Source organism: Chryseobacterium shigense (assembly GCF_900156575.1).
GTDB classification, from domain to species: domain Bacteria; phylum Bacteroidota; class Bacteroidia; order Flavobacteriales; family Weeksellaceae; genus Chryseobacterium; species Chryseobacterium shigense.
Genome location: NZ_FTNY01000002.1, coordinates 500187 through 526075, shown reverse-complemented (window position 1 = coordinate 526075; position 25889 = coordinate 500187). Strand labels below are relative to the sequence as shown.

The window sequence follows — 25889 nt, the reverse complement described above, 5'->3', positions numbered from 1 at the left end:
ATCTGTTTCATCAATTTTTCCGGTAGATGGTTTCCATTAAAAATTCCTTAACTTTGAACTTCAATTTTAGAAATGGAAAATTTAGTTCAAGATACTACCGTTCAAAAACCAAAGTGGATCCGTGTAAAACTTCCTACCGGAAAGAACTACAGAGAGCTTAGGACTTTGGTGGACAAATATAAATTAAATACCATATGCCAGAGCGGAAGCTGTCCGAATATGGGAGAATGCTGGGGAGAAGGAACGGCGACGTTCATGATCCTGGGAAATATCTGTACCAGAAGCTGCGGGTTCTGCGGGGTAAAAACAGGAAAACCGCTTGACGTTAATTGGGATGAGCCTGAAAAAGTGGCCCGTTCTATCAAATTGATGAAAATCAAGCATGCTGTACTTACGTCTGTAGACCGTGATGACCTGAAAGATATGGGGTCTATCCTTTGGGGTGAAACAGTGAATGCTGTGAGAAGAATTTCTCCGGGAACAACGATGGAGACCCTTATTCCAGATTTCCAGGGACTTACCAAACATATTGACAGACTTGTGGAAGTCGCTCCTGAAGTGATCTCTCACAATATGGAAACCGTAAAACGTTTGACAAGAGAAGTAAGAATCCAGGCTAAATATGAGCGTAGCTTAGAAGTATTGAGATACTTGAAAGAAGCAGGCCAGAGAAGAACAAAAACCGGAATGATGCTTGGCTTAGGTGAAACTAAAGATGAGGTGTTCCAAACGATTGAAGATATCAGAAATGCTAATGTTGATGTGATCACGCTTGGACAGTATCTTCAGCCAACTAAAAAACATTTACCGGTGAAAAGATTCATCACACCGGAAGAGTTTGATGAGCTGGGAGACTTTGCAAGAAGCTTAGGCTTCAGACATGTGGAAAGCTCGCCATTAGTAAGAAGTTCTTACCACGCTGAAAAACATATTCACTAAAAATACAGCCGTTTCATTTTTGAAGCGGCTTTTTTTGTTTAAAAATTTAATAGATAATAGAAACTTCGGGCGTCTCAGTTTCCACTATTTCTTTACCACAAAAGTCACAAAATTTTTAAACACTTAAGATATTTTTAAGTTAAATACTTTGTGAATAGAAAGTGCACTTAAGTTTTTTGAACATCAAATATTTTCGTAATGACAAAAATAGGTCGGAGTAGAATTCCCCTCCCGTGGAGGGGTGGCAAAAATTCAAAGAATTTTTGACGGGGTGGTTCACCAGCACTCATTCATTCTGAATCGGCTTTTTGTTTAAAAATTTAATAGATCAATAGATGATAGAAACTTCGGGCGTCTCAGTTCCCACTGTTTTTTTCAACAACAAAAGAGACAAAAGTTTTAAACACTTAAGATATTTTTAAGTTAAATACTTTGTGAATAGAAAGTGCACTTAAGTTTTTTGAACATCAAATATTTTCGTAATGACAAAAATAGGTCGGAGTAGAATTCCCCTCCCGTGGAGGGGTGGCAAAAATTCAAAGAATTTTTGACGGGGTGGTTCATCAGCACTCATCCATATTCACTAAAAAAATCTAGCTCCTCACCTCAATATTACTCAAATACTTTTTCCTAAACTCCGAAGGCGTTTCACCCGTATGCTGCTTGAATAATTTATTAAAATAGGACAAGCTCTCAAAACCCACCTGGAAACAAACCTCCGTTACAGAATAATCTTTCAACAGAAATATTTTAGCCTGATTGATTCTGTAATTATTCACAAAATCGGTGAACGTCATATTCGTCTGCTTTTTAAAATAACGGCAGAAAGCAGGAGTACTCAGGCTGACAATTTTTGCAATTTCGTTGACGTTGGGCTTTTTATCATAATTTTCATGAATATAATCATAGATGGTTCCCATTCTGATTTTATCGTTCAGAAACCACTTGATTCTGGTATCTTCTTTGTTCAGTTCTTTGACTTCATCGGAGGCCGCGAGAATTTGCAGAATTTCAATCAGCCCGATCAGAGAATCGAAAGAATTTTTATCCTTGATTTTATGAAGTTTTTCAACAACTGCCTTTTTAGTTTCTCCTGAGAATGAAAGCCCCAGATAAGATCTTTCAAGAAGTCTTTTAATATTTTCAAACTCCGGAACGGGCAAAATAAGATCCTGAAGAAAATTTTCTCTCATCTGAAGTACCATCTGTCTGCATTCTGTCTGGATGCCATAATCGAAATTCAGATGAGGTACATTGGAGCCAATCAGAACCAAATCACTCTCTGTAAAACCTGATATATCCCTTCCTACGTGGCGAATTCCATTAATAGCTTCTACATACACCAATTCTATTTCAGGATGATGATGCCAGAAAAAACAGTTCTTTAAAGACGGTGAAAAAAGCTTAAAAGATTTTCCGTTTTCAAATTCTATAACCTCTTTCTGGATTTTCATCTTGTTCTCATTTGATTGTTTCTAATTTTAAAATTACATAAAAAGGTTAATATGGAGCAAATTTTTATCATTTCAAGAGAAGTAAAAACCAATATTTCTAGCGATTTTTGCACTTTCAAACTACTAATGGACAAGCATTTTTAATTTTGAGAAAAATCGTTTAAAAATAAATTCGAAAAAAGAAGTTTACTCATAATGAAGATTGATAAAAGAATTATACCGCTGGCCATAGGCGGACTGGGAATCGGAACTACGGAATTTACCGTTATGGGACTTCTTCCTGATATTGCCAATACTTTAAAGATCACTATTCCTGAAGCAGGACACCTGATTTCAGCTTATGCAATGGGAGTCGTGATCGGAGCTCCCATCCTGATCGGATATTCCGTGAAATTTCCACCTAAAAAAGTCTTGATGGTTTTAATGATCCTCTTCACTTTATTCAATGGGCTTTCTGCGGTGGCTCCTGACTATACCAGTATGCTGATCATCAGATTCATGTCCGGACTTCCTCACGGAGCATTTTTCGGAGTAGGAACGGTAGTGGCATCCCGAATGGCAGGAAAAGGGAAGGAAGCATTTTATATATCCTTAATGTTTACAGGACTTACGGTTGCCAATCTGGTCATGGTTCCGCTTGTTACTTACATCGGACACGCTTATCACTGGAAACTCTATTTTGCGATTGTAGCATTGATCGGCCTTTTCGCCCTATTATTCCTGAAATTATGGCTTCCTGCAATAGAAACCAATCAGGATACCCACTTCCTCGAAGAACTGAAATTTCTTAAAAAGAAGCAGTCTTGGCTGGTTCTAGGGATTACAGCTATCGGATTTGGAGGACTTTTCACATGGTTCAGCTACATCACCCCTTTAATGACAATCGTTGCCGGGATCCAAAGCAACCAGATGGCTTACGTGATGGTTCTGGCCGGTGCGGGAATGGTCGTTGGAAACCTTGCCGGAGGATTTATATCCGATAGACTCGGACCAGAAAAAACCTGTGCACTATTGATTTTTCTGATGATGATCTCTCTTAGCGGAGTATTTCTGTTTGCAGAACATCAGAATATAGCCCTTATCCTGACATTTGTTTGTGGAGCATTGTCCATGTCTGTGGCGGCACCTATCAATATCATGATGATGAAGGCGGCGCCAAAAAGTGAAATGATGGCTGCAGCATTTATGCAGGCTGCTTTTAATATTGCCAATGCAATGGGAGCATTTTTAGGCGGAATTCCTTTAGAATACGGATATTCGTTCAAATATCCATCATTGGTAGGAGTAGCGATGACTTTCATAGGTCTGGCAATAAGCTTAAGATACAGATATCTCTATGGTAGAGAAACTCCGGATAACAATGACACCACTGTGGAATGCGTGCCTTGTGACAAATAAAAAACAGGAAAGTACAAAGATTACTCTAATCAATTGAAGATTTTTGCGTTGCTTTCTGAACAAAAATTATCTGATGAATTAAATCATCAATAATATAAATGAGACCCATAAAAAAGACTTTGTTCAAACAGATGAACAAAGTCTTTTTTTGTATGATGAAATACATTTACACTTCTACCTCATCTCCGTTTTTACACCAATACAGTGCGTTGTATAAATTCTCTTTAGGGAAAGATTTAAACTCTCCCGGCATCAGAACACTGAAAATATCGGTAAAGTTCTGTACCGCTTCTTTGTCCGTGACAATGGCTGCACGATTCCACTTTGAAAGATTTTTGAGCCCTAAAAGTGCATCTTGAAGCCATGCTCCCATAGTAAATTTATCCAGATCCGTGTCTAAATATAATAGGTAATTCAACTCACCAAATTCGTTCACTTTCTCTTTTACATGAGGAATGACAAGGTTTTCAAAATCTTCTCTCGTTATTTCTCCCGTTGCATTGAATGCGGCAACATTTTCCGGAGCTTCTGGAATAATCGTTATCATAGTAAATTATTTTAATGTGGTTGGATTTTAAAACTGGGTACAATAATTGCACCATAAAATGATAATAAATAGTTAAAATACTTATAAATAATACCTTTTTAAATATAATATTCAATTATGGATCTAAAATCGAACGAACCTTTCTGGCTCATAAAGAATGGAATTATAGAGTCTTATCCGTCCCTGAAATCAAATGAAGAATGTGATGTTTTAATTATCGGTGGTGGTATCACCGGAAGTCTTATCACCCAGCAAATGATAAAAGACGGTTATAAAACAATCCTGATTGATAAACGCGAAGTCTGTAATGGAAGTACTTCAGCCACCACTTCGATGCTGCAATACGAAATTGATGTTCCTCTGTATGAACTGATTGAAAAGATCGGGGAGAAAGGAGCGGTCGAAAGTTATAAAGCCTGCTCTGATGCAATAGATACTCTTGAAATGCTTTCAAAACTGATCAGATCTGACGCAGGTTTTAAAAGAAAAAAGTCATTGTATTTCGCCTCAAAAAAGAAAGATGTAAAGTGGCTCAAGGAGGAATATAAAGCAAGGAAAAAGGCTGGATTTAATGTGAAATGGCTTGAAGCAGAACAAATTGTAGATCAGTTTGGATTTGAAAATACCTATGGCGGTATTCTGTCTAAGCAGGGAGCCAGTATCGATGCTTTTAAATTTGCCCACGAACTGTTTACCCATAATGTAAAAAAGGGATTAAAAATATTCGATAAAACTGAAATGAAAAAGGTAGAATATCATAAAGGTTTTAATCTGGTGACAGTAGACAGCGGCCATCAGATCAAAACGAAAAAGATCATTTACTGTATCGGTTACGAAAGTAAAAACCTGATCAAAGAAGACTTTGTAGATTTAAAAAGTACCTTCGCCGTTGTGTCAGAAATTGATGACGATAAATTTAAAAACATAAGCAGCACACTGGTTTGGAATACCGATGAACCTTACATCTATATGCGAACAACAGATGACGGAAGGCTTCTCATCGGTGGTGGTGATGAAGATTTTAATGATGCTCAAAAACGCGATGCTCTTCTTGATAAAAAAGAGAAAGAGATTCTGAAAAATCTAAAGAAAATAAAACCGGATTATCAGTTCTATAAAGATTTTGTGTGGGCCGGAACTTTCGGAGAAACTAAAGACGGATTACCCTATATCGGGGAGCATAAAAAGTTTAAAAATTCCTATTTTGTCCTTGGTTTTGGAGGAAATGGAATTACCTTTTCTGTAACCGGAATGGAAATGACTTCCCAGTTTATGAAAAATAAAAAACACCTGCTTTCTGAATATTTTAAGTTTGGAAGATAAAAACTTAATGGCTTCTAAGCACCGGTACCGGAAGAAATTAAATAAAAATGGTGGCTGAAAAGCCACCATTCCTGTTATTTCGAAGTATATCCGCTCATTGTTGCCTGCTCCAGGATTGACTTCTCAATCGCTTTTCCAAGATCGTCGGAATCCGGATTTCCCCGTTTTTTCATTTCGACATCAATATATTCCTGACGTTTTCTGGAAAGTTCTTCAATCTCCTTTTGAATCTTTCCCCGTTCAGCAGATTTTCCGGCAACTGCTTTTTTTATTTCTTCCTTACTTTTACCCTTTAGTTCGGCCGGAAGCGCATCATCTTTCACGGTGGCAATAAATCCGGCATCCTTTTCAGCTTTGTCTACCAAATCCCAGTGATCATTTCTATAGGCGTTTTTCTTAGACTTTGCAACCGTTCTTTCTACATAGTTGGAAACCGATTGTACTTCTGCATTTCTGTCCTGTGCAGCCTGTTTCTGTTGATATTCAGAGCCGTGACTTCCATAATAGAGGTAGGTATCGTTCAGTTTTGTATTACATGCTGAGATTCTTATATCGTAAGGCGTTTCAATGTAGATGACTTTCCTGTCGCTGTCGATATTGAAATACTTTCCACCACCAACTGCTGCTCCGTTTTGCCAGAACGTTTGGGTTCCTTCCTCTCTGCTTCCACAGAAAATGGTATTGGTATAGATATTTTTGGTTTTAGCTTTGGAGATCACTTCTTTGTAATTCACTCTTCCCTGATCAAACGGTTCATTACCGGCAATATAGATTAGTTTCATGCTCTTTTCGTTGCCGTCCCAATTCAGATTCATTGAGGCGTCGCGGATCACGGCACCACAGTACTCACTTCCGCCATTGGTTCTCAGAGCAAACAATTTCTCCGAAACCAGATCCAGATCCTGCGTAAGAGGAGTGACCTGACGAATATAGTTATCATCGCGGATCCCGTCATTTCCATATTCATAAAGGGCAATTTCAACCTGCGGAGCCTGTCCGTTGTATTTCAATGTCGTTAAAGTATTCACGATATTCCAAAGCCTTGATTTGGCCTGGTCAATCAATCCATCCATGCTATTGGAGGTATCCAGCAGAAGCGCAACCTGAATTTTGTTATCCTTTGCTGCTGTGGAGGGCTCTGTAACAGAAGCATTTTGTACCAATGGAGCCCTGTCTGTTGTAGGGGTGCCTGAACAGCGGCTGTCTGAAAAACTGCCGGAACTCAAAAAAGCGGTAACGGCGGTAAGTGCTAAGATTTTTAAAGTTGTCATATTATTTTTTTTATTGGTTATCTGCTGTAATATTGAATCTTCATCTCTTTCGGGTACTTCACTTCATAAGAGAAATTGATTTTATCCGAACCTCCGCTGCTGATGTTTCTGTTCCAAAGGATACTTCCCGTTTTTTCATCTAAACTTCCGTTTCCAATCTCTAATGATTTTACCATAATTTTTGAATTTTCACTGATTGGAAGCTGGTCCAGAATTTCCAGTTCGATGCTTTCTTTCGTATTATTTCTGATGCTGATCTGGTAAGATTCCGTTTCCCATTTATTGCTGTTAAGCGTTTTTTGAGACGTTTTGTCTTCCAGTTTGATCCTTTTTACCGTGATTCTTTCGTCCACACCCAGAGAAATTGGGAATTCATCTTTCACATAATTGCTTGCGATGTTTGTTTTTCCAATATAATGATCATCAAAATAAATATTGGCCTCTCCGGAGATCAGATTCAGATTTTGCCAGTTTTTAATAAAGGCCATCAGGAATACCTGGTTATTCAGCTTTGGAACAGTGTGGTATTTATAGGTAGCATCCATCTGTTTTTTATCAAGGATGACATATTGTTCTTTTTCCTGGCTTAAGATCGTTTGGTTATAATTAAGCTCATACATTACGTTCATCTGGCTATCCGATACGCTTGCTACAGGAATTTGACTGGGTTGAACGGCAACTTCATCTCTCATCTGATAAGAATTCACTTCTTTTGCAGCAGCTTTCAGTTTGTAACCCGCAGTTTCTGCCTGAGCATTATAAGCGGTATATTCAGCCACATAAAGCGGAGATAAAATAGGTCTGTCCTGATTATAAGAAGGTCTGTAGGTAGAAACAAACAGTTTTACATTATTCCAGTCCTGTCCGGTTTTTTGATAAATCTTTCCTTTATACACCATTTCAAGAGGTTTTTTAACCGATTGTGCACGAAGGTCATACGAAGGAACCCAGCCTGCATCAGAAACAATATAGCTTACTCCTAAATTCAGACTTGTTTCATTGTCTGCAAGAATCTCCAGAAGAAGTTCTTTTCTGTTGGTATTTTTGTGGGTCTGTTCTTCTGCAAACTGATTATTGATTTTAGCAATACCTTCGTCCAAAAATGTTTTCTGTTCGTTTAAAACAAAAACCTGATTGTCGATTTCCAGCATTCTTTTTCTGTAAAACTCAGTCAGTTTGATCAGTTGTTCCTGCGGACTGGATTTGTCATTGGTAGAGACCTTCAAATTGTCATTAATGATATTCTGTTCACCCGTCAGGTTCTTGATCTGGATATTCAGTAAATTAACCTGTCTCTGCAATTTTTTTCTTTCGCTATCCAGTTTTTTTTCTCCGTCAGACAAATCCTCATTTTTCAAAAAATTGCTTTGTGGAGTAATGGAAAGAAGCGTTGTATTTTTTTCAAGATTGATCTTATAGGTATTTTCGTCCAGATTGTTGGGAAGGTTGACGATTCTCACGCTGTTTCTTCCTTTCTGCAGAGTAACTGTAGTGCTCCCAAACACTTTTGCCCCCTGAAGGAATACAGTGGCCTGTTTTACATCGATTTCTTTTTTGATTTCCTGTGCTCTTACAAATGAAACTGAAAAAGCGATGAAGAGTATTAAATAACGTTTCATAGTATATTATTTTAAATTTCTAGAGTAAAATTATCTGTATTTAAGACTGAAAACCGGGAGACTTGGTGAAACAACACTTTCACTTGGTGAACTTTTAAATCAACTATAAAAAAGAAAACAGCCCTTTTGGGGCTGTCTTTTAAATCTGTTACTTCTAAAGGATTTCATATCTGGTTTTGATGCTGTATTTCAGCTTGATATTCTCAATATTATCGAAAGAAAAATCTACTGTTGCATCTGCGGCTTCCAGCTGCATATTTCTGACACTGCTTTTATAGGCTACAGGAAGAACCATATCGCTGGTGTAGTCTTCAATTTCTACGATCTCAATAGCCGCTCCGGTCTTTTTACCCATGCTTTCTAAAAGATAATCCGCTTTTTCTTTGGCTGCTTTTAAAGCATTGATCTTAACCGTTTTCTTAAAGTCTGCAATTTTAGTGTTTTTCACTTCTGCCACATTCAGGTTGCTGACCCATTTCTGGTTGAGGTCTTCAAATATTTTGCTGATATTTGCTTTTGTACTGGCCTTAAACTGATAACTTTTCGTGAATTTTCCATTTTTTGCATAGATATTCTGGTACATGGATTTAAATTTAATATCCTCGTTTTTCACCCCGGCATTCTTTAGCGTTTCAAACAGTTTCTTTTCATTATCCGCCAGATCGTTTTTATTATCCGCTTTGATGCCGATACCGAAGATGATTTCATCCGGTTCCACTTCCATTTCTGCAATCCCTGTTACTTCAATAGCATTTTTCTTTACCTCCTGTGCATTCACAAAACTTCCCAGGGTAAAGATTCCGATCAATAAAAAATGTCTTAATTTCATAATTTCTTGTTTTAAATTCTGAAGTAAAATTACGGCGATCTGAAACCCGAAATCGAGAGACTTGGTGAATGGAGGTTTTGACTTGGTGGATGACCAAAAAAATGATAATTCCTTTAAGGGTCGTCTTTTAAAAGGTTTTTGAAATGCGATGTAGGGCGATGATAAAAAATAAGTTTTGAAGAACATGGTTGGATCATATAATAATGAAAGCCATAATAGAGTCTTTTGCTCAATTGACACATCTGGAAAATTGAATGATCAGCTTTTATTCATCAGTGAACTTGGTGAAACAGAGTTTTGACTTGGTAAAGAATAGGAAAGGATACCTAAAGTTTTACTTACTTTGCATGAAAGATTTGAAATCCGTGAAATTAGTTTTTAAAATACTATTGATCTCTATTCTTGTTGTCGGAAACTTCTGTACAGCACAGGATTCCACGCGGGTTACCCAAGCCTATAAATCTGCTGCCAAACTTAAAAAAGCAGTAGACAATAATGATAATAAAGGCGTAGCCGACTCTTACGTAGGAATTGCCAACGATTATTATATCCAGGGGAATTATGCTAAAAGCGAAGAGTTTTTAGTCAAAGCCAGAAACATTTACAAAAACCTCAGCGATAAAAAGAATCTAGAAGCTGTCACCCGGAAAATTGCCCAGTCACAAGAGAAGCAGAACAAAATAACACCCGCGATCAGCAATTACAGCATGGCCGCTGAAATGGGCTACACTGAAAAAAGCAGGGCGGTGAATACGAATGATGCTGCAAGGCTTTCTTCTCCTACATCGGAGCAGAAGGTAGAGGCTATTCAGGATAATATCAATATAGGTCTTAAGACAAAAGACAAAGGGGATCTTGCGGCAAGCTACAGCCAGATGGCCGATGTGAATATCCAGCAGAAAGACATTCCCAAAGCAGAAGAGAATTTGAATAATGCTTATGTGATTTCTAAAAAAGAAGCTCCTCAGCAGGCTTTGGAGATCAATCAGAAACTGACCAATTTCTACGTCGAAAACAGAAACTTTGAAAAAGCTATTGAAGCTAAAAAGAAAGTGCTGAAAGAAGACTTTGTCAAAGATAATTCACAGGAAAAAGTCAATCAGATTCAGGAACTTGCGGATATTTATATTAAAAAAAATGATCCGGATGAGGCCGTGATACTCTTGAAAAATGCCTACGGAATCGCTCTTGAAAAAGGACATACGCTGGAAGCTCAGAAAAGTGTAAAAAGGCTGGACAGTCTGTATAGTATAACGGGAAATACCGATGCCTCAGTTTTACTCTACCGCGATTTCCTTGGAAAACTTCCGGATATTGTGTCCAAAGACCGAAGCCTGGTTGACAATAAAATACTGGAAGATACCGAACAGAGGATCTCCCAGCTTGAAAAAGAAAAAGAACTGAAAGATGCACTTATCCATAAGAAAAATGTATTCAATTACAGTCTTATTGCGGCTCTTATTCTCCTTACCGGTCTGGTTATCTTTATTTTCAGAATGCTCAAAAAAGTTCAGATCAAAAATAAAAAAATCGCCCTGCAGTCTTTACGAAGGGAGATGAATCCGCATTTTATCTTTAACAGTTTAAACAGTGTCAATCATTTTATTGCCACGAATAACGAGCTGGAAGCCAATCAGTATCTGACAAAGTTCTCAAAGCTGATGCGTGGCGTCATGGAAAACTCTGCCGAAGATTTTATTCCTTTCCAGCAGGAACTGGATCTGCTTCAGAACTATCTTGCATTAGAAAAAACGCGTTTTGCAGATAAATTCGATTACGAAATTGAAGTTGATGAAAATCTCAATATGCATAGCCTGAAAATTCCCGGTATGCTGGTTCAGCCGTTCCTGGAAAATGCCGTCTGGCACGGACTTCGTTACAGAAGTGACAAAGGATTTCTGACACTCAGTTTTGAAAAAGAAGCCCAGCATTTAAAGATCACGATCGAAGACAACGGAATTGGCATCGAAGAAAGTAAAAAGCAGAAAACCCAGCATCAGAAGACCAGAGAAGGACGAGGAATGAAAAATACCCTGGAAAGGATTAAGCTGCTGAATGACCTCTATAAAAAAGAGATCACTTGCACCATAAAAGACAAGGAGAACGGCAGTGGCGTTTTGGTGAATATCAAAATAAACCTGACTTAAAGAACAACACATGAACAAGCATTTATTCACAGGAATATTGGTATTTTTAGTCGCAGGATTTTTACACGGACAGGAGATTGATATAATGCGTTTTGATAATATAGTAAAAAGCTTGAAACTTGATAAAACAAGGATCAAAGGAGAATTCTGTACTGAAAAGAAAATGCCGAACGCAGAAGATTCATATATCGCTGTTCTACCCATTCTTCAGGGAAAGGAAGAAGAAGATTTTTTTGTGGTCCGTAATTATATTGTGATCACAGATGGAAATGGAGCCATCAAAAACCAGTATTTCGATCCTGTGGAGGTCACTTCGGATGCTATTATGCTGAGAAGTATAACAATAGATACCGGATTATATACCATCAGTAATGGAATTCGCGCTTTTGGTATAAAAGTGAGCGTTCAAAACGGAAGCCAGCCCAATCCCTATTCTTCAGAAACGATTTCCCTGTATTACCCTGCGGGAAAAACACTGAAAAAAGTGTTGAATGCTTTTGAGTTAAACACTTACAGTGGAGAATGGGATACCCGGTGCACAGGCGAATCAGATGACAATCATTCTGTAATCATGATGGATAAAACTCAAACCAGTATGTTCACAGATCTTAAAATCAAAACCATTTCTGTTAACAGAAAAACCCAGGAGGTAAACGGGGATTGTAAGGAAAATGAAACCTCAAAAACTTCCTATCACATCTTAAAATTCAAAAACGGAAAATACCAGTAAACGATTAACTCACCCAATACCTGCTCCTTTTGATCTGCAACCTGTAATCTGAAAAAAATGAAAATAAAATCCATAATCGTAGACGATGAGATTATTGCACGGGAAGTTCTGAGAAACTACCTTACAAAATACTGTCCACAGGTAGAAATCCTGGGCGAGGCTGAAAACATTAAAGAAGCCGTTCCGCTGATTGCCGAAAAGCAACCTCAGCTGGTCTTTCTGGATGTAGAAATGCCCTTCGGAAATGCCTTTGACGTGCTGGAAGCCACTAAAGAATTTTCTTACGAAACGATTTTTATCACCGCATTTTCACAATATTCTCTTCAGGCACTCAATAAATCCGCCAGTTATTATATTTTAAAACCCATTGATATTCAGGAACTTATTTTGGCAGTGAATAAAGTAGCAGAAAGCCTTGAAAGTAAAGAGGAACTTAATAGAAATAAAATTCTTCTTGAAAATTTAAAATTAAAACCTGAAAAACAACAGCTGATCCTTCCCACACTTCAGGGATTCGATGTTGTAAAAACAGAAGATATTCTGAGGCTCCAGGCAGATGGAAACTTTACACAGGTCTGTCTTAGCGACGGTTCAAAAAAGATGGTATGCCGTTTTCTGAAGCATTTCGATGACCTTCTGGAAAATCCTTTTGTCAGAGTTCATCGTTCTCATATTATCAACACCAGATTTGTAAAATCCTATCATAAAAGTGGGACGATAATGCTTTCTGATCATACGGAAATTGAGGTGTCCGGTAGCTTTAAAGATCAGTTTCTAAAGGTTTTTTCATAGAATTTATTTCTATTTAAAGCTTAAAGGCATTGTTTTTGACGTTTTCATGGCAATCATTCAAAATATCTAATTATGAAAACGTTTAAGAAAATTGCTATTCCGGTGACTCTGGGAGTTTTAGGTCTTATTATTTATAGTTCATGTTCTGCAGGAATTCCAAAAGGAGCAGCAGCGGTGACTAATTTTGATGCTAAAAAATATCTCGGAAAATGGTATGAAATTGCCCGTTTCGATTACAGATTCGAAAAAAACATGGACAATGTTACTGCCGAATATTCGGAGAACGCTGATGGTTCCATTCGTGTAGACAATAAAGGGTATGATTATGTAAAAAAGGAGCACAAAGAATCGATCGGAGAAGCCCGATTCGTAAAAGACAAAACGGAAGCCCGTCTTAAAGTTTCATTTTTCAAACCCATCTGGGCCGGATATAATGTTATTGATATCGATGAAGATTATCAGTATTCATTAGTGGCAGGAAGCAGCTTGAAATATTTATGGATTTTGTCAAGAACACCCTCTATTCCTGATAGTATTAAGCAACGTTTCATTGAAAAAGCAAAAAAAATTGGCTATAACACAGATGAGCTGATCTGGGTGAAACATAATTAAGCCTTGACAGAGTCAGGAATTAAGATTTTTGATGAAAGATAGATATTAGACGTCAGATGTTAGATATCAGATGTCAGACATAACATCAGATATTCAGATAGTATTACTGGTGGCTGAGGTAACCCGAAGCCACCAGATATTTTTCTGATTCAATATTTCAATGTCAGGCTTCAGACTATTTAAAGGGTATTCTTAGTTACTTTCAAGCAGCAACTTTTTTTCACATTCATGTACCCTAAACCCCTGCAAACTCTTTCCACTCTTCAAAACGCTGATCGATTAGCGGTTTTATGAGATCATAATTTTCATAAGTATCTTCTACATGATAGAAAGATTCGTATTCAAAATTATTTTCTTCTGCTTTTCTGTCAAAAGTTTCTGAATAATCATCTGCAAAAGAATTGAATTTCTTCCCAAATGCGGTACCATCATTATAATAAGCCTGTGCAAAACCATTGCCCTGAGCACTGAGATCATACTCGCTGAACTTTTCATCGCATACATCAATCAGGAATTCTCCTCCTGTCATTTCACGTCTTTTTACACTTTGGATCTCATCAGCAGAATCTTCCGCAAGCTCTTCAGAGATCAGATCGTTGTTGATGCACCATGCCAGAAACATTCCGATATGGGTCGCTGCATTTTCATCAGGTAAATTTTCCGGATATTCTCCGCCATAGTGCCAGGAAGCATCATCATATTTTGCCATCGCCGAATAATTATAGTTTTAAACAGTATCAGCCAAAGATAGAAAAAATCATTTTATGTTGTCGCAGCCATAGATTTTTCCGTCATTTGCAGGACATTTTCTTTCAAGAATTTATATATGGAAAAAGCTGTTCTGATTACTATCGGTGACGAAATCCTGTCCGGAAACACCGTTGATACCAATTCTAATTTTATTGCCACTGAACTTAAAAATATAGGCATACAGGTGACACAGATTTTCACAATTTCAGATGAAATCGGGACCATTAAAAATACTTTAAAAGCTGCTTTTGAGATAGGCGACCTCATCATCACCACAGGAGGACTAGGTCCGACACGCGATGATAAAACCAAAAAAGCACTGGCCGAATATTTCAATGATGAAATTGCGCTCGATGAGGTGACCTTCAACCACCTTAAAAACTATATGGAAAGACGGGGCCGTACTGATATTCTCGAAAGAAACAGAGAGCAGGCTTTCGTTCCTACGAAATCTGTGGTTTTTCAAAATCATTTCGGGACTGCACCTTGTATGATGATGGAGCAGGACGGAAAATTATGTTTCAGCCTTCCGGGTGTTCCTTATGAAGTAAAGCCATTGATCAGAGACCAGATTGTTCCTTATTTAAAAGAAAAATTCAACCTTTACTATATCTATACCAGAATTGTTTCTGTAGTAGGAATTCCTGAGAGTATTCTCGCAGATACCATTGAAGACTGGGAACTTGCACTTCCTGAAAACCTTTCATTATCCTATCTTCCGGTAGGAACGCGTGTAAAGCTCAGGCTCACTGCCTCCGGAGATGATGAGTCTGCCCTTAAAAAGCAGGCTGAAGATGAAATTCAAAAACTTCTTCCTTTGGTAAAAGACCATGTTATTGCAGTCACAGAAGATAAAATAGAGAAAATCCTTGCAGAAATTCTTATGGAAAGAAATCTGACCATTTCAACAGCAGAAAGTTGTACGGGCGGTGAGCTGGCCAAAATGATTACCTCCACTGCCGGAAGTTCAAAATATTTTATTGCAGGTATTATACCATATGCCACAGAAAAGAAAATCGAGATTTTAAAAGTTTCTAAAGAGACGGTAGACGAGTTTACCGTAGTCAGTGAACAGGTGGCCAGCGAAATGGCAAAAGGTTGTCAGAGATTATTTGATACCGATATTTCCTTATCCACAACAGGAGTAGCAGGTCCCGGAAAAGGAGAGGATGGCAATGAGGTAGGGACTGTGTTCTACAGCATACGCATCAAAGACCAGGAAGTGACTTCAAAATTGTATATGCCTCATTTAGACAGACTTGATTTTATGAATTTTGTTTCACAGAAAATTATCCAGGATTTGGTAGGGCTTCTTATTAATAGATAACAGCCAGTTGTTTTTTTTAATTTTATTTTAATTAAAATGAATACTCTTTTTCACGCTTTTTGAGATCTCTATAATAAATTTCATAACGTGAAAGACTCAAAACAGATTTTTCAGACTGACAGTAAAAAACGCTGGAGAAGCGTACAGTGGGGAAGTCGTATTTTTATTTTCGTGGCCGTATTGCTCGTTCTTGCTTTAGGGCTGATGATGAAACTGGAAAAAAGCCCGAAAATTCCTTTTAAAGAAGACTACAAGGCCGTAATTACTGCCAGTAAACCCTATCTTCAGGAGAATAAAATATCCAAAGAATACAAAGGTTTCAGAAGTTTTATTTCTGAAAAAACGATGCATACCAGTCTGGCTAAAATCCAGCAGGCAAGAGCCGAAAGACTCAAAAACCAAAACAGAAACTGGTCCCAGTTTCCCGGTGGAATACGCTCGGCATTCTACGTGGCCTGGGACCCACAGTCACTGATGTCTCTGAAAAGAAATATCAGACACATCAATCTCGTTTTTCCCGAATGGTTTTTTCTTGATCCCAAAACGGGAGATTTAAAGACCAACATAGATCCTGAAGGCTACAAAATCATCAAAAGAACCGGAGTGGCCGCCATGCCTATTTTAAGTAATAATTCAGACCGGGAATTCCGTTCTGAGGGTCTTGGGAAAGTTCTGAAAGATCCTCAAAGAAGAACACAACTTATTCAGAAACTTACCCTGCAGTGTCAGAAATTCCATTTTAAAGGAATCAACATTGACTTTGAGGATATGAATCTCGATTCTGATAAATATCTCATTGCCTTTATGAAAGAACTTTCAGAAACTTTCAAACAGAACAAACTACTGGTGACCATGGATATTATGACGGATAATGACGATTACAATATCCAGAAACTGAATCCGTATGTAGATTACTTTATCCTGATGGCTTATGATGAATATGCCGTAGATAGTGATGCCGGCCCGGTTTCTTCTCAGAAATGGATCGAAGCACAGACTGAAAAAATACTGAAAAAAACATCGCCGGAAAAAATAATTCTGGGATTGGGAGCTTATGGATATGACTGGAGTACCAATAAAGAAGATAATACCTCCGTTACTTATATGCAGGCGATTACAAAAGCCAGTGCCAGTAAAGCGGATATTAATTTTGATGATAATACATTCAATTTAAATTACTCCTACACAGATTCTAAAAAAAATACCCACACGGTGTTCTTCAACGATGCGGCCTCTATTTTCAATACCATGCGTTTTTCCTCTGAATATCCTTTGGCAGGAACAGCGGTTTGGAGACTGGGGAGTGAAGACAGCAGAATCTGGAATTTCTATGATAAAGATCTTACCTCAGCCGGTCTTCCTAAGTTTAATTTAAAAACTCTGGAAAATGTAAAAGGGCAGACGATGGTAGACTACATCGGAGACGGAGAAGTACTGGATGTTCTGAATACCCCTCATGACGGAAAAATTGCCCTGGAAATAGATCCGAAAGAAAAAATAATTACAGACGAGAATTATATCACCTATCCAAGTTCGTACGAAGTGAAAAAATATGGGGAAGCCCCCCAGAAAGAGTTGGTTCTGACCTTTGATGACGGTCCGGATGAGACCTATACACCGCAGATTCTCGATATTCTGTCAAAATATCATGTGCCTGCCGCATTCTTTCTTGTAGGACTTAATGCTGAAAGAAATCTTCCATTGGTTAAAAGAATTTACCGTGAAGGCCATGAGATCGGCAACCATACCTTTACGCACGAAAACGTAGCTAAAGTAAGTCCCGAAAGAGCACTGCTTGAAATGAAACTCACAAGACTGCTTATCGAATGCGTAACCGGACACAGTACTATTCTGTTCAGAGCACCTTACAATGCCGATTCTGAACCTACCACTTCAGAGGAAATTATTCCAGTAGCATTGGCGAGACAGCAAAACTATCTGGATATCGGAGAAAGTATTGACCCCGAAGACTGGCAGCCCGGAATAAAATCAGATGAAATCATTAAGCGCGTAATGGCAGGGATTAAACAGGAACGGGGAAATATTATTCTTCTGCATGATGCAGGTGGAGATACAAGAGAAGAAACTGTGAAGGCTCTTAAAATCCTGATCCCGGCACTTCAGAAACAAGGCTATCATTTTACGAATCTTGCCAGTATTTTGCACAAAAGCAAAAGTGTACTGATGCCGGAAGTTCCCAAAACAAGATCATACTATGTCATGCAGCTCAATTTGGTTCTGGCTACAGCCATCTACGGCTTAAGTCATTTTCTGGTGGCACTTTTTACCCTGTTTATAGGCTTAGGTCTTATAAGGTTGATGTTTATGATGTATTGGGCTTTTAAAGAAAGAAAAAAAGAAAAAACGCTGGGTGATTTTCCTGTGTTGGAAAACTATCCCAAAGTATCCATCATTGTTCCTGCGTATAATGAAGAAGTGAATATTATTTCTTCCCTGAATAATTTATTGAAACAAACCTATCCGAATTTCGACATCATTATGGTGGATGATGGAAGTAAAGATTCAACATATGAAAAAGCAAATGAAGCATTCTCAAACCATCCGAAACTGAAAATTTTCACTAAATCAAACGGTGGAAAAGCAACCGCCCTGAATTTTGGAATTTCGCAAACCGATGCGGAATATGTTGTGTGTATTGATGCAGATACGCAGCTAGAACGTAATGCTGTAAAATATCTGATCGCAAGATTTTTGAACTCAGACCCTGAGGAAAAGATAGCAGCCGTTGCAGGCAATGTAAAAGTAGGAAACACGGTGAACTGGCTCACCAGATGGCAGTCTATAGAATATACCACCAGTCAGAATTTCGACAGGCTGGCTTATGCTCACATCAATGCTATTACTGTGATTCCGGGGGCAATCGGAGCATTCAAAAAATCCGTGATCACTGAAGCGGGGGGCTATGCTTCCGATACACTGGCGGAAGACTGTGACATTACAGTAAAGATTTTAAAAGCCGGATATACTGTTGCCAATGAAAACAGAGCTGTTGCCGTGACGGAAGCACCTGAAAGTGTAAAACAGTTTTTAAAACAACGCTTCCGCTGGACCTATGGGATTATGCAGATGTTCTGGAAACAACGCCAGACCTTCCTCAATCCGAAATACAAAGGACTTGGACTTTGGGCGATGCCGAATATTTTACTGTTTCAATATATCATTCCTTTCTTTTCACCTTTGGCAGATGTGATTATGTTCTTTGGAATTTTATCAGGAAATGGCGGAAAAATATTTACGTATTACCTGATCTTTCTTCTGGTAGACGCTTCTCTGGCACTGGCGGCATTTATTATGCAGCGGGAAAAGTTAACAGGCTTGCTCTATGTGATTCCGCAGCGTTTCGGGTACCGATGGTTAATGTATATCGTGTTATTCAGAAGTTTAAGAAAAGCTTTGAAAGGAGAAATGCAGGCCTGGGGATTTTTAAAAAGAACCGGAAATGTAAAAGAGATCGCTGCTTCCTGATATTTGTTTAAATTTGTTATTTGTAAAAGTAACAAATGATAAAAAAAACAGACCTATACTATAAATTTGCTATCATAATGAAAAAACTTACGCTTTCTTTGTTTTTATTGGCAGGTGTTTGTTCACTTAATACCGTGAACGGACAGGCTAAAGCCGTGAAAACAGCAGTTAACAGCACCGATAAAGGCTTAGATATGAGCCTTATGGATACTTCTGTACGTCCACAGGATGATTTTTATAACTACGTAAGCGGAACTTGGATGAAAACCGCCAAAATTCCGTCTGATAAACCAACTTGGGGTAGTTTCAACAAACTGGCTGAAGATACAGACAACAATTCCATGACTATTTTGAACTCTCTTCTGAAAGATAAATTTGCAGACGGAAGCGAGGGGAAAAAAATTCAGGATCTGTATGCTTCTTACATGAATATGGAGAAGAGAAATGCAGATGGGATCAAACCTATTCAGGCTAACCTGAATAAAATTGATGCGATTAAAAATCTTGCCGACCTTCAGAACTATCTGATCTCTGTAACGAAAGACGGAGAAAATACGTTATACGGATGGGGTGTGGATGCAGATCTTAAAGACTCTAAAATGAATGCCGTTTACTTAGGAGATGCTTCTTTAGGTTTAGGAAGAGACTACTATCAGAAAGTAAACGAAAAAAATACGGAAGCCATTGCTGAATATCAGAAATATGTAGCTTCTATGTTGACTGAGCTAGGATATAAAAATGCTGATGCAGCGGCGAAAGGAATCGTTGATTATGAAAAAAGCATTGCACAGACTTATCTTACCAACGAGCAGAGCCGTGATAACACGCTTCAGTACAACCCAAGAACAATGGCTGAACTTTCTACATTGGTAAAAGGCGTTGATATTCCTGCTTATCTTAAAAAAGTAGGGGTGAGTACAGATAAAGTAATCATTGGAGAAATCGGGTATTACAAAAACTTTGATAAATTAGTCAATGCTCAGAATCTTCCCGTGATCAAGGATTATTTAAAATTCCACATGATTCACGGAAGTGCTTCTTACTTAAGTGAAAAACTGGGGAATATGAGATTTGGTTTCTATGGTAAATATCTAAGAGGCCAGCAGGAGCAGAGAGCATTGAACAAAAGAGGATTTGAGCTTATCAATGGTTCTCTTGGCGAGGCTTTCGGTAAATTATACGTTGAAAAATACTTCCCGGCTGAAGCAAAAGCTCAGATGGTGGAACTGATCGACTATTTAAAGAAAAGCTTTGCCGTTCACATCAACAACCTGGCGTGGATGTCTTCTACAACAAAAGAAAAAGCAATGACTAAACTGAACAAGTTTACTGTAAAAGTTGCTTATCCGGACAAGTGGAAAGATTATTCGAAATTAGAGATCATTCCTGAAGCTAAAGGTGGAACTTTATACAAAAACCTTCAGAACATCAGCGAATGGCAGTACAATAAAGATTTAGCAAAAATTGGAAAAGCTGTTGATAAAACAGAGTGGGGAATGACGCCACAAACGGTTAATGCTTACTACAACCCTGTAAACAACGAAATCGTGTTCCCTGCTGCCATCCTTCAGCCTCCTTTCTTTAATCCTAAAGCTGATGCTGCCGTGAATTTCGGAGGAATTGGTGCCGTTATCGGTCACGAAATGAGCCATGGATTTGATGATTCAGGTGCTCAGTTTGATGCAGACGGAAACCTGGTAGACTGGTGGACGCCGGAAGATAAAGCCAACTTCGAAAAAGCAACAAAAGCTCTTGCCGCTCAGTATGACAAATACGAGCCGGTAAAAGGAACTTTCGTCAACGGAACTTTCACAAACGGTGAAAATATCGCTGACTTAGGAGGAGTAAACATTGCTTATGATGCGCTTCAGATGTACTTAAAAGATAAAGGAAATCCAGGGAAAATCAGCGGATTCTCTCAGGATCAGAGATTCTTCTTAAGCTGGGCAACCGTGTGGAGAACTTTATCAAGTGAGAAATATATGGTGAATCAGGTGAAAACTGACCCGCATTCTCCGGGATACTTCAGAAGTTTTGGTCCACTGATCAACGTTGACGCTTTCTACAAAGCATTCGACGTGAAAAAAGGAGACAAACTATACAAAACGCCGGAAGAAAGAATTAAAATCTGGTAAAAATACAAACCGCTCAGCAATGAGCGGTTTTTGCTTTTTTTGGTAGGTGGTGATAGGTGTTGGGAGTTATAGATTAGCATCGGAAGAACGATAATTGTAATAACGACTTCCATCATTCCCCTCTTCCGGAAGGGTGGCGAAAATTCAAAAAATTTTTGCCGGGAGTGGTTTCCCCATCTATCTCAACTTCGTTTATATTTCCAAAAGATATCCTATAAACTCTGAATTTTTAATCTTAAATCATCAATTTCCCACTTCATATACCAATTATTATTAATCATTTATTATCAAAGTTCGTATATTTGGTAAGTTTGTATACAATCAAAATTTTTTTTTAATGAAAAAGCTAAATATTGGAATACTTGCCCTTTCCGGCATTGTATTTTTAAACTCATGCGGAGCGGCCAAAACTGCTGGTACAGAAACTAAAGCTGAAACTACGGTTGCCGTTACAGAACCTGTCAAAGAAGAAGCAAAAGAAGAAGGAATCAATTTATCTTATATGGATAAAAGCGTTCGCCCGCAGGATGACTTTTTTAGCTATGTGAATGGAAATTGGGTGAAAACTACTCAGATCCCTTCAGATAAAGCTAGCTGGGGTTCTTTCAATGCGTTGAGAGAAAATGTGGATGATGCTTCTTTGGATATTCTGAATAAAATTTTATCCGAAAGTTATGCTGAAGGTTCAGAAGGGCAGAAGATCCAGAATCTGTACGCATCTTTTATGGATGTAAGCAAAAGAAATGCAGAAGGGCTGGCTCCTATCAAAGGAGATCTGGCAAAAATTGATGCCATCAAAAACCTTAATGATCTGCAAAAATATCTTCTTGAAGCAACAAAATTAGGCGACAATTCATTCTACGGATGGAGAGTAAGTGCAGATATGAAGAATTCTAAAATGAATGCGGTATATCTGGGCGGTCCTGATCTTGGATTAGGAAGAGACTACTATCAGAAAGTCAATGAAGCCAATACCAAAACTTTAGCAGAATATCAGACTTATGTAGGGAAGCTGTTCGGAGTTTTGGGAAATAAAAATGCAGGACAGGCTGCACAGAATGTGGTAACCTTTGAAAAACAACTGGCTAATTATCTGTTGACTCTTGAGCAAAACAGAGATGCCAACTTGAGATACAATCCAAAGAATGTAACTGAACTTTCAGGAGTCGTTAAAAATGTCAATCTTGCAAAATATCTTAAGGAGGCAGGCGTGAATACGGATAAAGTCATCATTGGCGAACTGAAATATTACCAGAATATGGATCAGTTCATCACTGAAAAGAACCTTCCGCTTCTGAAAGATTATCTGAAATACCATTTAATTAACGGTAACGCCAGCAATCTGAATGACAGTCTGGAGCAGATCAGATTTGATTTCTATTCAAAATACCTTCAGGGACAGAAAGAGCAGCGTCCGATGGACAAAAGAGGACTGACGCTGGTAAACGGGGTTCTTGGAGAAGCTTTCGGTAAATTGTATGTTGAGAAATATTTCACACCGGAAGCAAAAGCTCAGATGGAGACGTACATCGACTATATCTTAAAATCATTCAAGACCCATATCAATGATATGGACTGGATGTCTCCGGCTACCAAGGTGAAAGCTCAGGAAAAGCTGTCTAAATTCACCGTGAAGATCGCCTATCCGGACAAATGGAAAGATTACAGCCAGTTAAAAGTGGAATCTCCAAAACAAGGAGCAACATTATATTCCAATCTTCAGAATGTGTCTGCATGGCAGTATCAGAGAAGTCTTGATAAAGTAGGAAAACAGGTAGATAAAACAGAATGGGGAATGTCTCCACAGACTGTGAACGCGTATTACAGCGGATCAAACAACGAGATCGTGTTCCCGGCGGCCATTCTTCAACCACCTTTCTATAATCCTAAAGCTGATGCAGCCGTAAACTTCGGAGGGATCGGAGCCGTTATCGGTCACGAGATTTCTCACGGATTTGATGACAGCGGTTCCCGTTTTGACGGTGACGGAAACCTTAACAACTGGTGGACAGACGAAGATCGTAAGAACTTCGATGCTAAAGTAGGACAGCTGGCAGCTCAGTACAGCGCTTACGAACCGGTAAAAGGAAGTTTTGTTAACGGTAAATTTACAAGCGGTGAAAACATCGGTGACCTTGGTGGAGTAGCAGTGGCTTATGATGCCCTTCAGATGTATTTAAAGGATAAAGGAAATCCGGGGAAAATCAGTGGATTTACTCAGGATCAGAGATTCTTTATGAGCTGGGCTACCGTATGGAGAACAAAAGCTACCGACCAGTATATGATCAACCAGGTGAAGACCGATCCGCACTCTCCGGGAGTGTTCAGAGCATTCGGTCCGCTGGTAAATCAGGATGCATTCAGCAAAGCATTTGATATAAAACCTGGAGACAAAATGTACAAAGCGCCTCAGGACAGAATAAAAATTTGGTAAAACAACCAAAAATTGTTAGAAAAGAAAGAATCCGTCTCCATTCAATAGGAGATGGATTCTCTTTTTAATAGGCTTTCTTATAATTCCGGAGAACAAACTTGATTCCGGTTTCTATAACATCGCCCATGGTTGTGCAATACTTGAAATTGACATCATAAGTAAGTTTCTGCAAGGCGGTTTTCAGCTCTGTAACATTAGCTTCCGGTGCAATATTGTCCTTTTTCATTATAGAAATAAGCTCATCGAATCTGTTTTGACTGCTGGTTACTCTTTTTACAATTTGTGAGCGTACTTCTTTACGATACTGTTCTATAGAATTAGGCTTTAGTTTTTCCAAAACCATATTCACCATGATGCTGTTTTCCTTGAAATACTGGGGAAGATACACTTTCAGATTCCCCTCATAACTCTGCTGATCAAAATCAATAGGACGGATTCTGTAAATAACCTGATCAAAATCGTGTATGGGAATAATAACATAATTATAGGAACGCATGTCACCTAGCAGCCCGATGAGACAACGTTCATTGAATTTTACAAATTCCTTGGAAATCTGCGCCTTTTCCGGTTCTGAACAGTTTTGTAAATGCTTCTGAATAAAAACATCTCCCGGAATTCCCAAGATATGCTCTTCTATCAGAGTGTTTTTATAAATCAGAAAGTTGATCCGGTTGGGAGAAAGCAGGTCTTCTATTTCCAGTCCGTAGATCCGCGAAGCATCAGCCTGTTTAATGTAAAAATTAGTATAATTGTCGTTCAGAATATTTCTCACCCGAATTCGAAAAGGTTTAGAGTTCCCAAAGGTACAGAAGTCGATCGTATCCACTTTTAAATAAGGTAAAGTAGCCTCATCACCGTCAGAATGAAGAAGAGTATAAATCTTATTTAAATTCGCCTCTATTTCCTTAAACTCATATTCAGAATACAATACACCGAGCCACAAAGTATCTTTGCCCTCCTTATCCAGAATATTGACACTGTCACTGAATCTCAGCAAATCTTCATACAGAAACTGAATCTTGGTCGTTCGGTTATGTTTTTCCAAATACAACTCTAATGCTTCTGAAACAGGATATATTGGTTTTCTAAAAGCGATTTTTACATCTTTCATGGCTCTGTTTTACTTTACTTAAAATATAAAATGAGTTCAGGGTAAGATCTGTTTATTTTAATGATGGTCATGAAGTTTTACTTGGATCTGAACACTCATTATCCTTGTCAAGGTTCTGAACCTTGACAAGGATAATTAATAACTCCCATTCTCCTTTTTCCAGTTTTACCATCTAAATTTTATTATCCCGGACTCAGGTTAAATATAAAGAATATTTTTTCCTTACGCCGGAGGAATTCTTATTTTAACATGGGTTTAATGCATTTTTATAAATCTAAAATGCACCCGGATTTTATTTTATCATGCTATGGTTGATTTTATTTATTTTTTCATAGTTTAGTGATATCGTAAAGTCATGATTTTACGTTATATATATTATGGGTTAAATTAAATAATTCAAGAAAAATCTTGACAAAATTTTGTATGTTACAGTTTTTTTTTAAATTTAAACATTGGATTGGTAATTTATTTGATTCATCGGTAAATTACTCAAAGACAGATCCAAACCAAAATCAACAATCTCAAAATAACAATAATATGGCAATGTTTAATTATGGTGTTGGCGGTAACGAAGTAAAAGTAGACGCTAATGAAGCTATTCAGGAAATACAGGAGAACAAATCGCTGATAGTGAGCCAGCTTACTACCGAAGAATCTTACACCCCTGAAATCATCACAGGATTAAAGTCAGTGGACGATGTCTTCAGACATTTTCAGCCTTCTGTAGCCGTGCAGCACGAAACAGAAGATGGAGGTGTCATCGAAGAGGAATTCCGTTTTCAAAATCTTGCAGACTTCACCCCTAAAAATCTTACTCAGAAATCAGACTATTTACAACAGCTTAGCATGGAGCAGGAGCAGTACAATAAAATCGTACGTCAGCTGAAAACCAATAAAATTCTGCGTAATATGCTTGAGAACGATCAGACCAGAGCTGCGTTCATCGAAGTATTGAAAGATGTGGCACAAGAACTTGAAAAATAAT

19 protein-coding genes are annotated in these 25889 nt (G+C 38.2%); 12 read left to right on the top strand and 7 right to left on the bottom strand.

Translation table 11 applies throughout. The features are described from left to right. Nucleotides 1-72: 72 nt before the first annotated feature. Nucleotides 73-939, top strand: a complete 867-nt coding sequence (gene lipA, locus BW964_RS07785) for a lipoyl synthase (RefSeq protein WP_073335397.1) — start codon at nucleotides 73-75, stop codon at nucleotides 937-939. 593 nt (nucleotides 940-1532) lie between these two features. On the opposite strand, the gene BW964_RS07780 is transcribed toward lipA, so the two are convergent. Further along, a complete protein-coding gene (locus tag BW964_RS07780) occupies nucleotides 1533-2393 on the bottom strand; it encodes an AraC family transcriptional regulator (protein ID WP_076506187.1) in 861 nt (286 codons plus the stop codon). 195 nt (nucleotides 2394-2588) lie between these two features. Here BW964_RS07780 and BW964_RS07775 point away from each other — a divergent pair, with 195 nt between their 5' ends. Next, on the top strand, nucleotides 2589-3791 hold the full coding sequence (locus tag BW964_RS07775) for an MFS transporter (RefSeq protein WP_084175698.1): 1203 nt from the start codon (nucleotides 2589-2591) through the stop codon (nucleotides 3789-3791). A gap of 166 nt (nucleotides 3792-3957) precedes the next feature. Here BW964_RS07775 and BW964_RS07770 read toward each other — a convergent pair whose 3' ends face one another. Next, complete coding sequence (locus BW964_RS07770; RefSeq protein ID WP_076506186.1) at nucleotides 3958-4338, bottom strand: SpoIIAA family protein; 381 nt, start codon at nucleotides 4336-4338, stop codon at nucleotides 3958-3960. Between the two features lie 117 nt (nucleotides 4339-4455). On the opposite strand from BW964_RS07770, the gene BW964_RS07765 reads away from it, so the two are divergent. After that, nucleotides 4456-5661 (top strand): NAD(P)/FAD-dependent oxidoreductase, encoded by a 1206-nt coding sequence (locus BW964_RS07765; protein ID WP_076506184.1) that lies wholly within the window; start codon nucleotides 4456-4458, stop codon nucleotides 5659-5661. A gap of 74 nt (nucleotides 5662-5735) precedes the next feature. Here BW964_RS07765 and BW964_RS07760 read toward each other — a convergent pair whose 3' ends face one another. The 3 genes from BW964_RS07760 to BW964_RS07750 form a co-directional block, all read right to left on the bottom strand. Next, complete coding sequence (locus BW964_RS07760; RefSeq protein ID WP_076506183.1) at nucleotides 5736-6932, bottom strand: vWA domain-containing protein; 1197 nt, start codon at nucleotides 6930-6932, stop codon at nucleotides 5736-5738. Between the two features lie 17 nt (nucleotides 6933-6949). Next, the gene (locus BW964_RS07755) at nucleotides 6950-8551 is read right to left on the bottom strand and encodes a DUF4139 domain-containing protein (RefSeq protein ID WP_076506181.1); all 1602 of its coding nucleotides are present in this window, start codon (nucleotides 8549-8551) and stop codon (nucleotides 6950-6952) included. Nucleotides 8552-8705: 154 nt separating this feature from the next. Beyond that, on the bottom strand, nucleotides 8706-9380 hold the full coding sequence (locus tag BW964_RS07750) for an SIMPL domain-containing protein (RefSeq protein ID WP_076506732.1): 675 nt from the start codon (nucleotides 9378-9380) through the stop codon (nucleotides 8706-8708). Between the two features lie 347 nt (nucleotides 9381-9727). Here BW964_RS07750 and BW964_RS07745 point away from each other — a divergent pair, with 347 nt between their 5' ends. The 4 genes from BW964_RS07745 (at nucleotide 9728) to BW964_RS07730 (ending at nucleotide 13661) form a co-directional block, all read left to right on the top strand. Next, on the top strand, nucleotides 9728-11527 hold the full coding sequence (locus BW964_RS07745) for a histidine kinase (RefSeq protein ID WP_076506179.1): 1800 nt from the start codon (nucleotides 9728-9730) through the stop codon (nucleotides 11525-11527). Nucleotides 11528-11537: 10 nt separating this feature from the next. Next, nucleotides 11538-12257 (top strand): PA3715 family protein, encoded by a 720-nt coding sequence (locus tag BW964_RS07740; RefSeq protein ID WP_123911929.1) that lies wholly within the window; start codon nucleotides 11538-11540, stop codon nucleotides 12255-12257. A gap of 57 nt (nucleotides 12258-12314) precedes the next feature. Then, nucleotides 12315-13049, top strand: coding sequence for a LytR/AlgR family response regulator transcription factor (locus tag BW964_RS07735; RefSeq protein WP_185117112.1), 735 nt, complete (start codon nucleotides 12315-12317; stop codon nucleotides 13047-13049). A gap of 72 nt (nucleotides 13050-13121) precedes the next feature. After that, nucleotides 13122-13661, top strand: coding sequence for a lipocalin family protein (locus BW964_RS07730; RefSeq protein WP_076506175.1), 540 nt, complete (start codon nucleotides 13122-13124; stop codon nucleotides 13659-13661). A gap of 235 nt (nucleotides 13662-13896) precedes the next feature. Here BW964_RS07730 and BW964_RS07725 read toward each other — a convergent pair whose 3' ends face one another. Continuing rightward, a complete protein-coding gene (locus BW964_RS07725; RefSeq protein WP_076506173.1) occupies nucleotides 13897-14370 on the bottom strand; it encodes a DUF7832 domain-containing protein in 474 nt (157 codons plus the stop codon). 117 nt (nucleotides 14371-14487) lie between these two features. Here BW964_RS07725 and BW964_RS07720 point away from each other — a divergent pair, with 117 nt between their 5' ends. The 4 genes from BW964_RS07720 to BW964_RS07705 all read left to right on the top strand — a co-directional run bounded on the left by BW964_RS07720 (nucleotide 14488) and on the right by BW964_RS07705 (nucleotide 23793). Beyond that, nucleotides 14488-15738: a CinA family nicotinamide mononucleotide deamidase-related protein gene (locus BW964_RS07720; RefSeq protein ID WP_076506172.1), complete on the top strand. Its 1251-nt coding sequence runs from the start codon at nucleotides 14488-14490 to the stop codon at nucleotides 15736-15738. Nucleotides 15739-15825: 87 nt separating this feature from the next. Beyond that, complete coding sequence (locus BW964_RS07715; protein WP_076506170.1) at nucleotides 15826-19224, top strand: polysaccharide deacetylase family protein; 3399 nt, start codon at nucleotides 15826-15828, stop codon at nucleotides 19222-19224. A 77-nt stretch (nucleotides 19225-19301) separates the two neighbouring features. Further along, the gene (locus tag BW964_RS07710) at nucleotides 19302-21359 is read left to right on the top strand and encodes a M13 family metallopeptidase (RefSeq protein WP_076506730.1); all 2058 of its coding nucleotides are present in this window, start codon (nucleotides 19302-19304) and stop codon (nucleotides 21357-21359) included. 337 nt (nucleotides 21360-21696) lie between these two features. Beyond that, nucleotides 21697-23793: a M13 family metallopeptidase gene (locus BW964_RS07705; RefSeq protein WP_076506168.1), complete on the top strand. Its 2097-nt coding sequence runs from the start codon at nucleotides 21697-21699 to the stop codon at nucleotides 23791-23793. Nucleotides 23794-23857: 64 nt separating this feature from the next. Here the strand turns inward: BW964_RS07705 and BW964_RS07700 are convergent, their stop codons facing one another. Next, a complete protein-coding gene (locus BW964_RS07700; RefSeq protein ID WP_076506166.1) occupies nucleotides 23858-24904 on the bottom strand; it encodes a hypothetical protein in 1047 nt (348 codons plus the stop codon). Nucleotides 24905-25441: 537 nt separating this feature from the next. Here BW964_RS07700 and BW964_RS07695 point away from each other — a divergent pair. Further along, nucleotides 25442-25888 (top strand): type VI secretion system contractile sheath small subunit, encoded by a 447-nt coding sequence (locus BW964_RS07695; RefSeq protein ID WP_073335473.1) that lies wholly within the window; start codon nucleotides 25442-25444, stop codon nucleotides 25886-25888. Nucleotide 25889: the final 1 nt, after the last annotated feature.

Excerpts from the sequence above, each read along its gene's own strand:
- lipA (WP_073335397.1), top strand. The coding sequence starts at position 73 with ATGGAAAATTTAGTTCAAGATACTACCGTTCAAAAACCAAAGTGGATC.
- BW964_RS07780 (WP_076506187.1), bottom strand. The coding sequence starts at position 2,393 with ATGAAAATCCAGAAAGAGGTTATAGAATTTGAAAACGGAAAATCTTTT.
- BW964_RS07775 (WP_084175698.1), top strand. The coding sequence starts at position 2,589 with ATGAAGATTGATAAAAGAATTATACCGCTGGCCATAGGCGGACTGGGA.
- BW964_RS07770 (WP_076506186.1), bottom strand. The coding sequence starts at position 4,338 with ATGATAACGATTATTCCAGAAGCTCCGGAAAATGTTGCCGCATTCAAT.
- BW964_RS07765 (WP_076506184.1), top strand. The coding sequence starts at position 4,456 with ATGGATCTAAAATCGAACGAACCTTTCTGGCTCATAAAGAATGGAATT.
- BW964_RS07760 (WP_076506183.1), bottom strand. The coding sequence starts at position 6,932 with ATGACAACTTTAAAAATCTTAGCACTTACCGCCGTTACCGCTTTTTTG.
- BW964_RS07755 (WP_076506181.1), bottom strand. The coding sequence starts at position 8,551 with ATGAAACGTTATTTAATACTCTTCATCGCTTTTTCAGTTTCATTTGTA.
- BW964_RS07750 (WP_076506732.1), bottom strand. The coding sequence starts at position 9,380 with ATGAAATTAAGACATTTTTTATTGATCGGAATCTTTACCCTGGGAAGT.
- BW964_RS07745 (WP_076506179.1), top strand. The coding sequence starts at position 9,728 with ATGAAAGATTTGAAATCCGTGAAATTAGTTTTTAAAATACTATTGATC.
- BW964_RS07740 (WP_123911929.1), top strand. The coding sequence starts at position 11,538 with ATGAACAAGCATTTATTCACAGGAATATTGGTATTTTTAGTCGCAGGA.
- BW964_RS07735 (WP_185117112.1), top strand. The coding sequence starts at position 12,315 with ATGAAAATAAAATCCATAATCGTAGACGATGAGATTATTGCACGGGAA.
- BW964_RS07730 (WP_076506175.1), top strand. The coding sequence starts at position 13,122 with ATGAAAACGTTTAAGAAAATTGCTATTCCGGTGACTCTGGGAGTTTTA.
- BW964_RS07725 (WP_076506173.1), bottom strand. The coding sequence starts at position 14,370 with ATGGCAAAATATGATGATGCTTCCTGGCACTATGGCGGAGAATATCCG.
- BW964_RS07720 (WP_076506172.1), top strand. The coding sequence starts at position 14,488 with ATGGAAAAAGCTGTTCTGATTACTATCGGTGACGAAATCCTGTCCGGA.
- BW964_RS07710 (WP_076506730.1), top strand. The coding sequence starts at position 19,302 with ATGAAAAAACTTACGCTTTCTTTGTTTTTATTGGCAGGTGTTTGTTCA.
- BW964_RS07705 (WP_076506168.1), top strand. The coding sequence starts at position 21,697 with ATGAAAAAGCTAAATATTGGAATACTTGCCCTTTCCGGCATTGTATTT.
- BW964_RS07700 (WP_076506166.1), bottom strand. The coding sequence starts at position 24,904 with ATGAAAGATGTAAAAATCGCTTTTAGAAAACCAATATATCCTGTTTCA.
- BW964_RS07695 (WP_073335473.1), top strand. The coding sequence starts at position 25,442 with ATGGCAATGTTTAATTATGGTGTTGGCGGTAACGAAGTAAAAGTAGAC.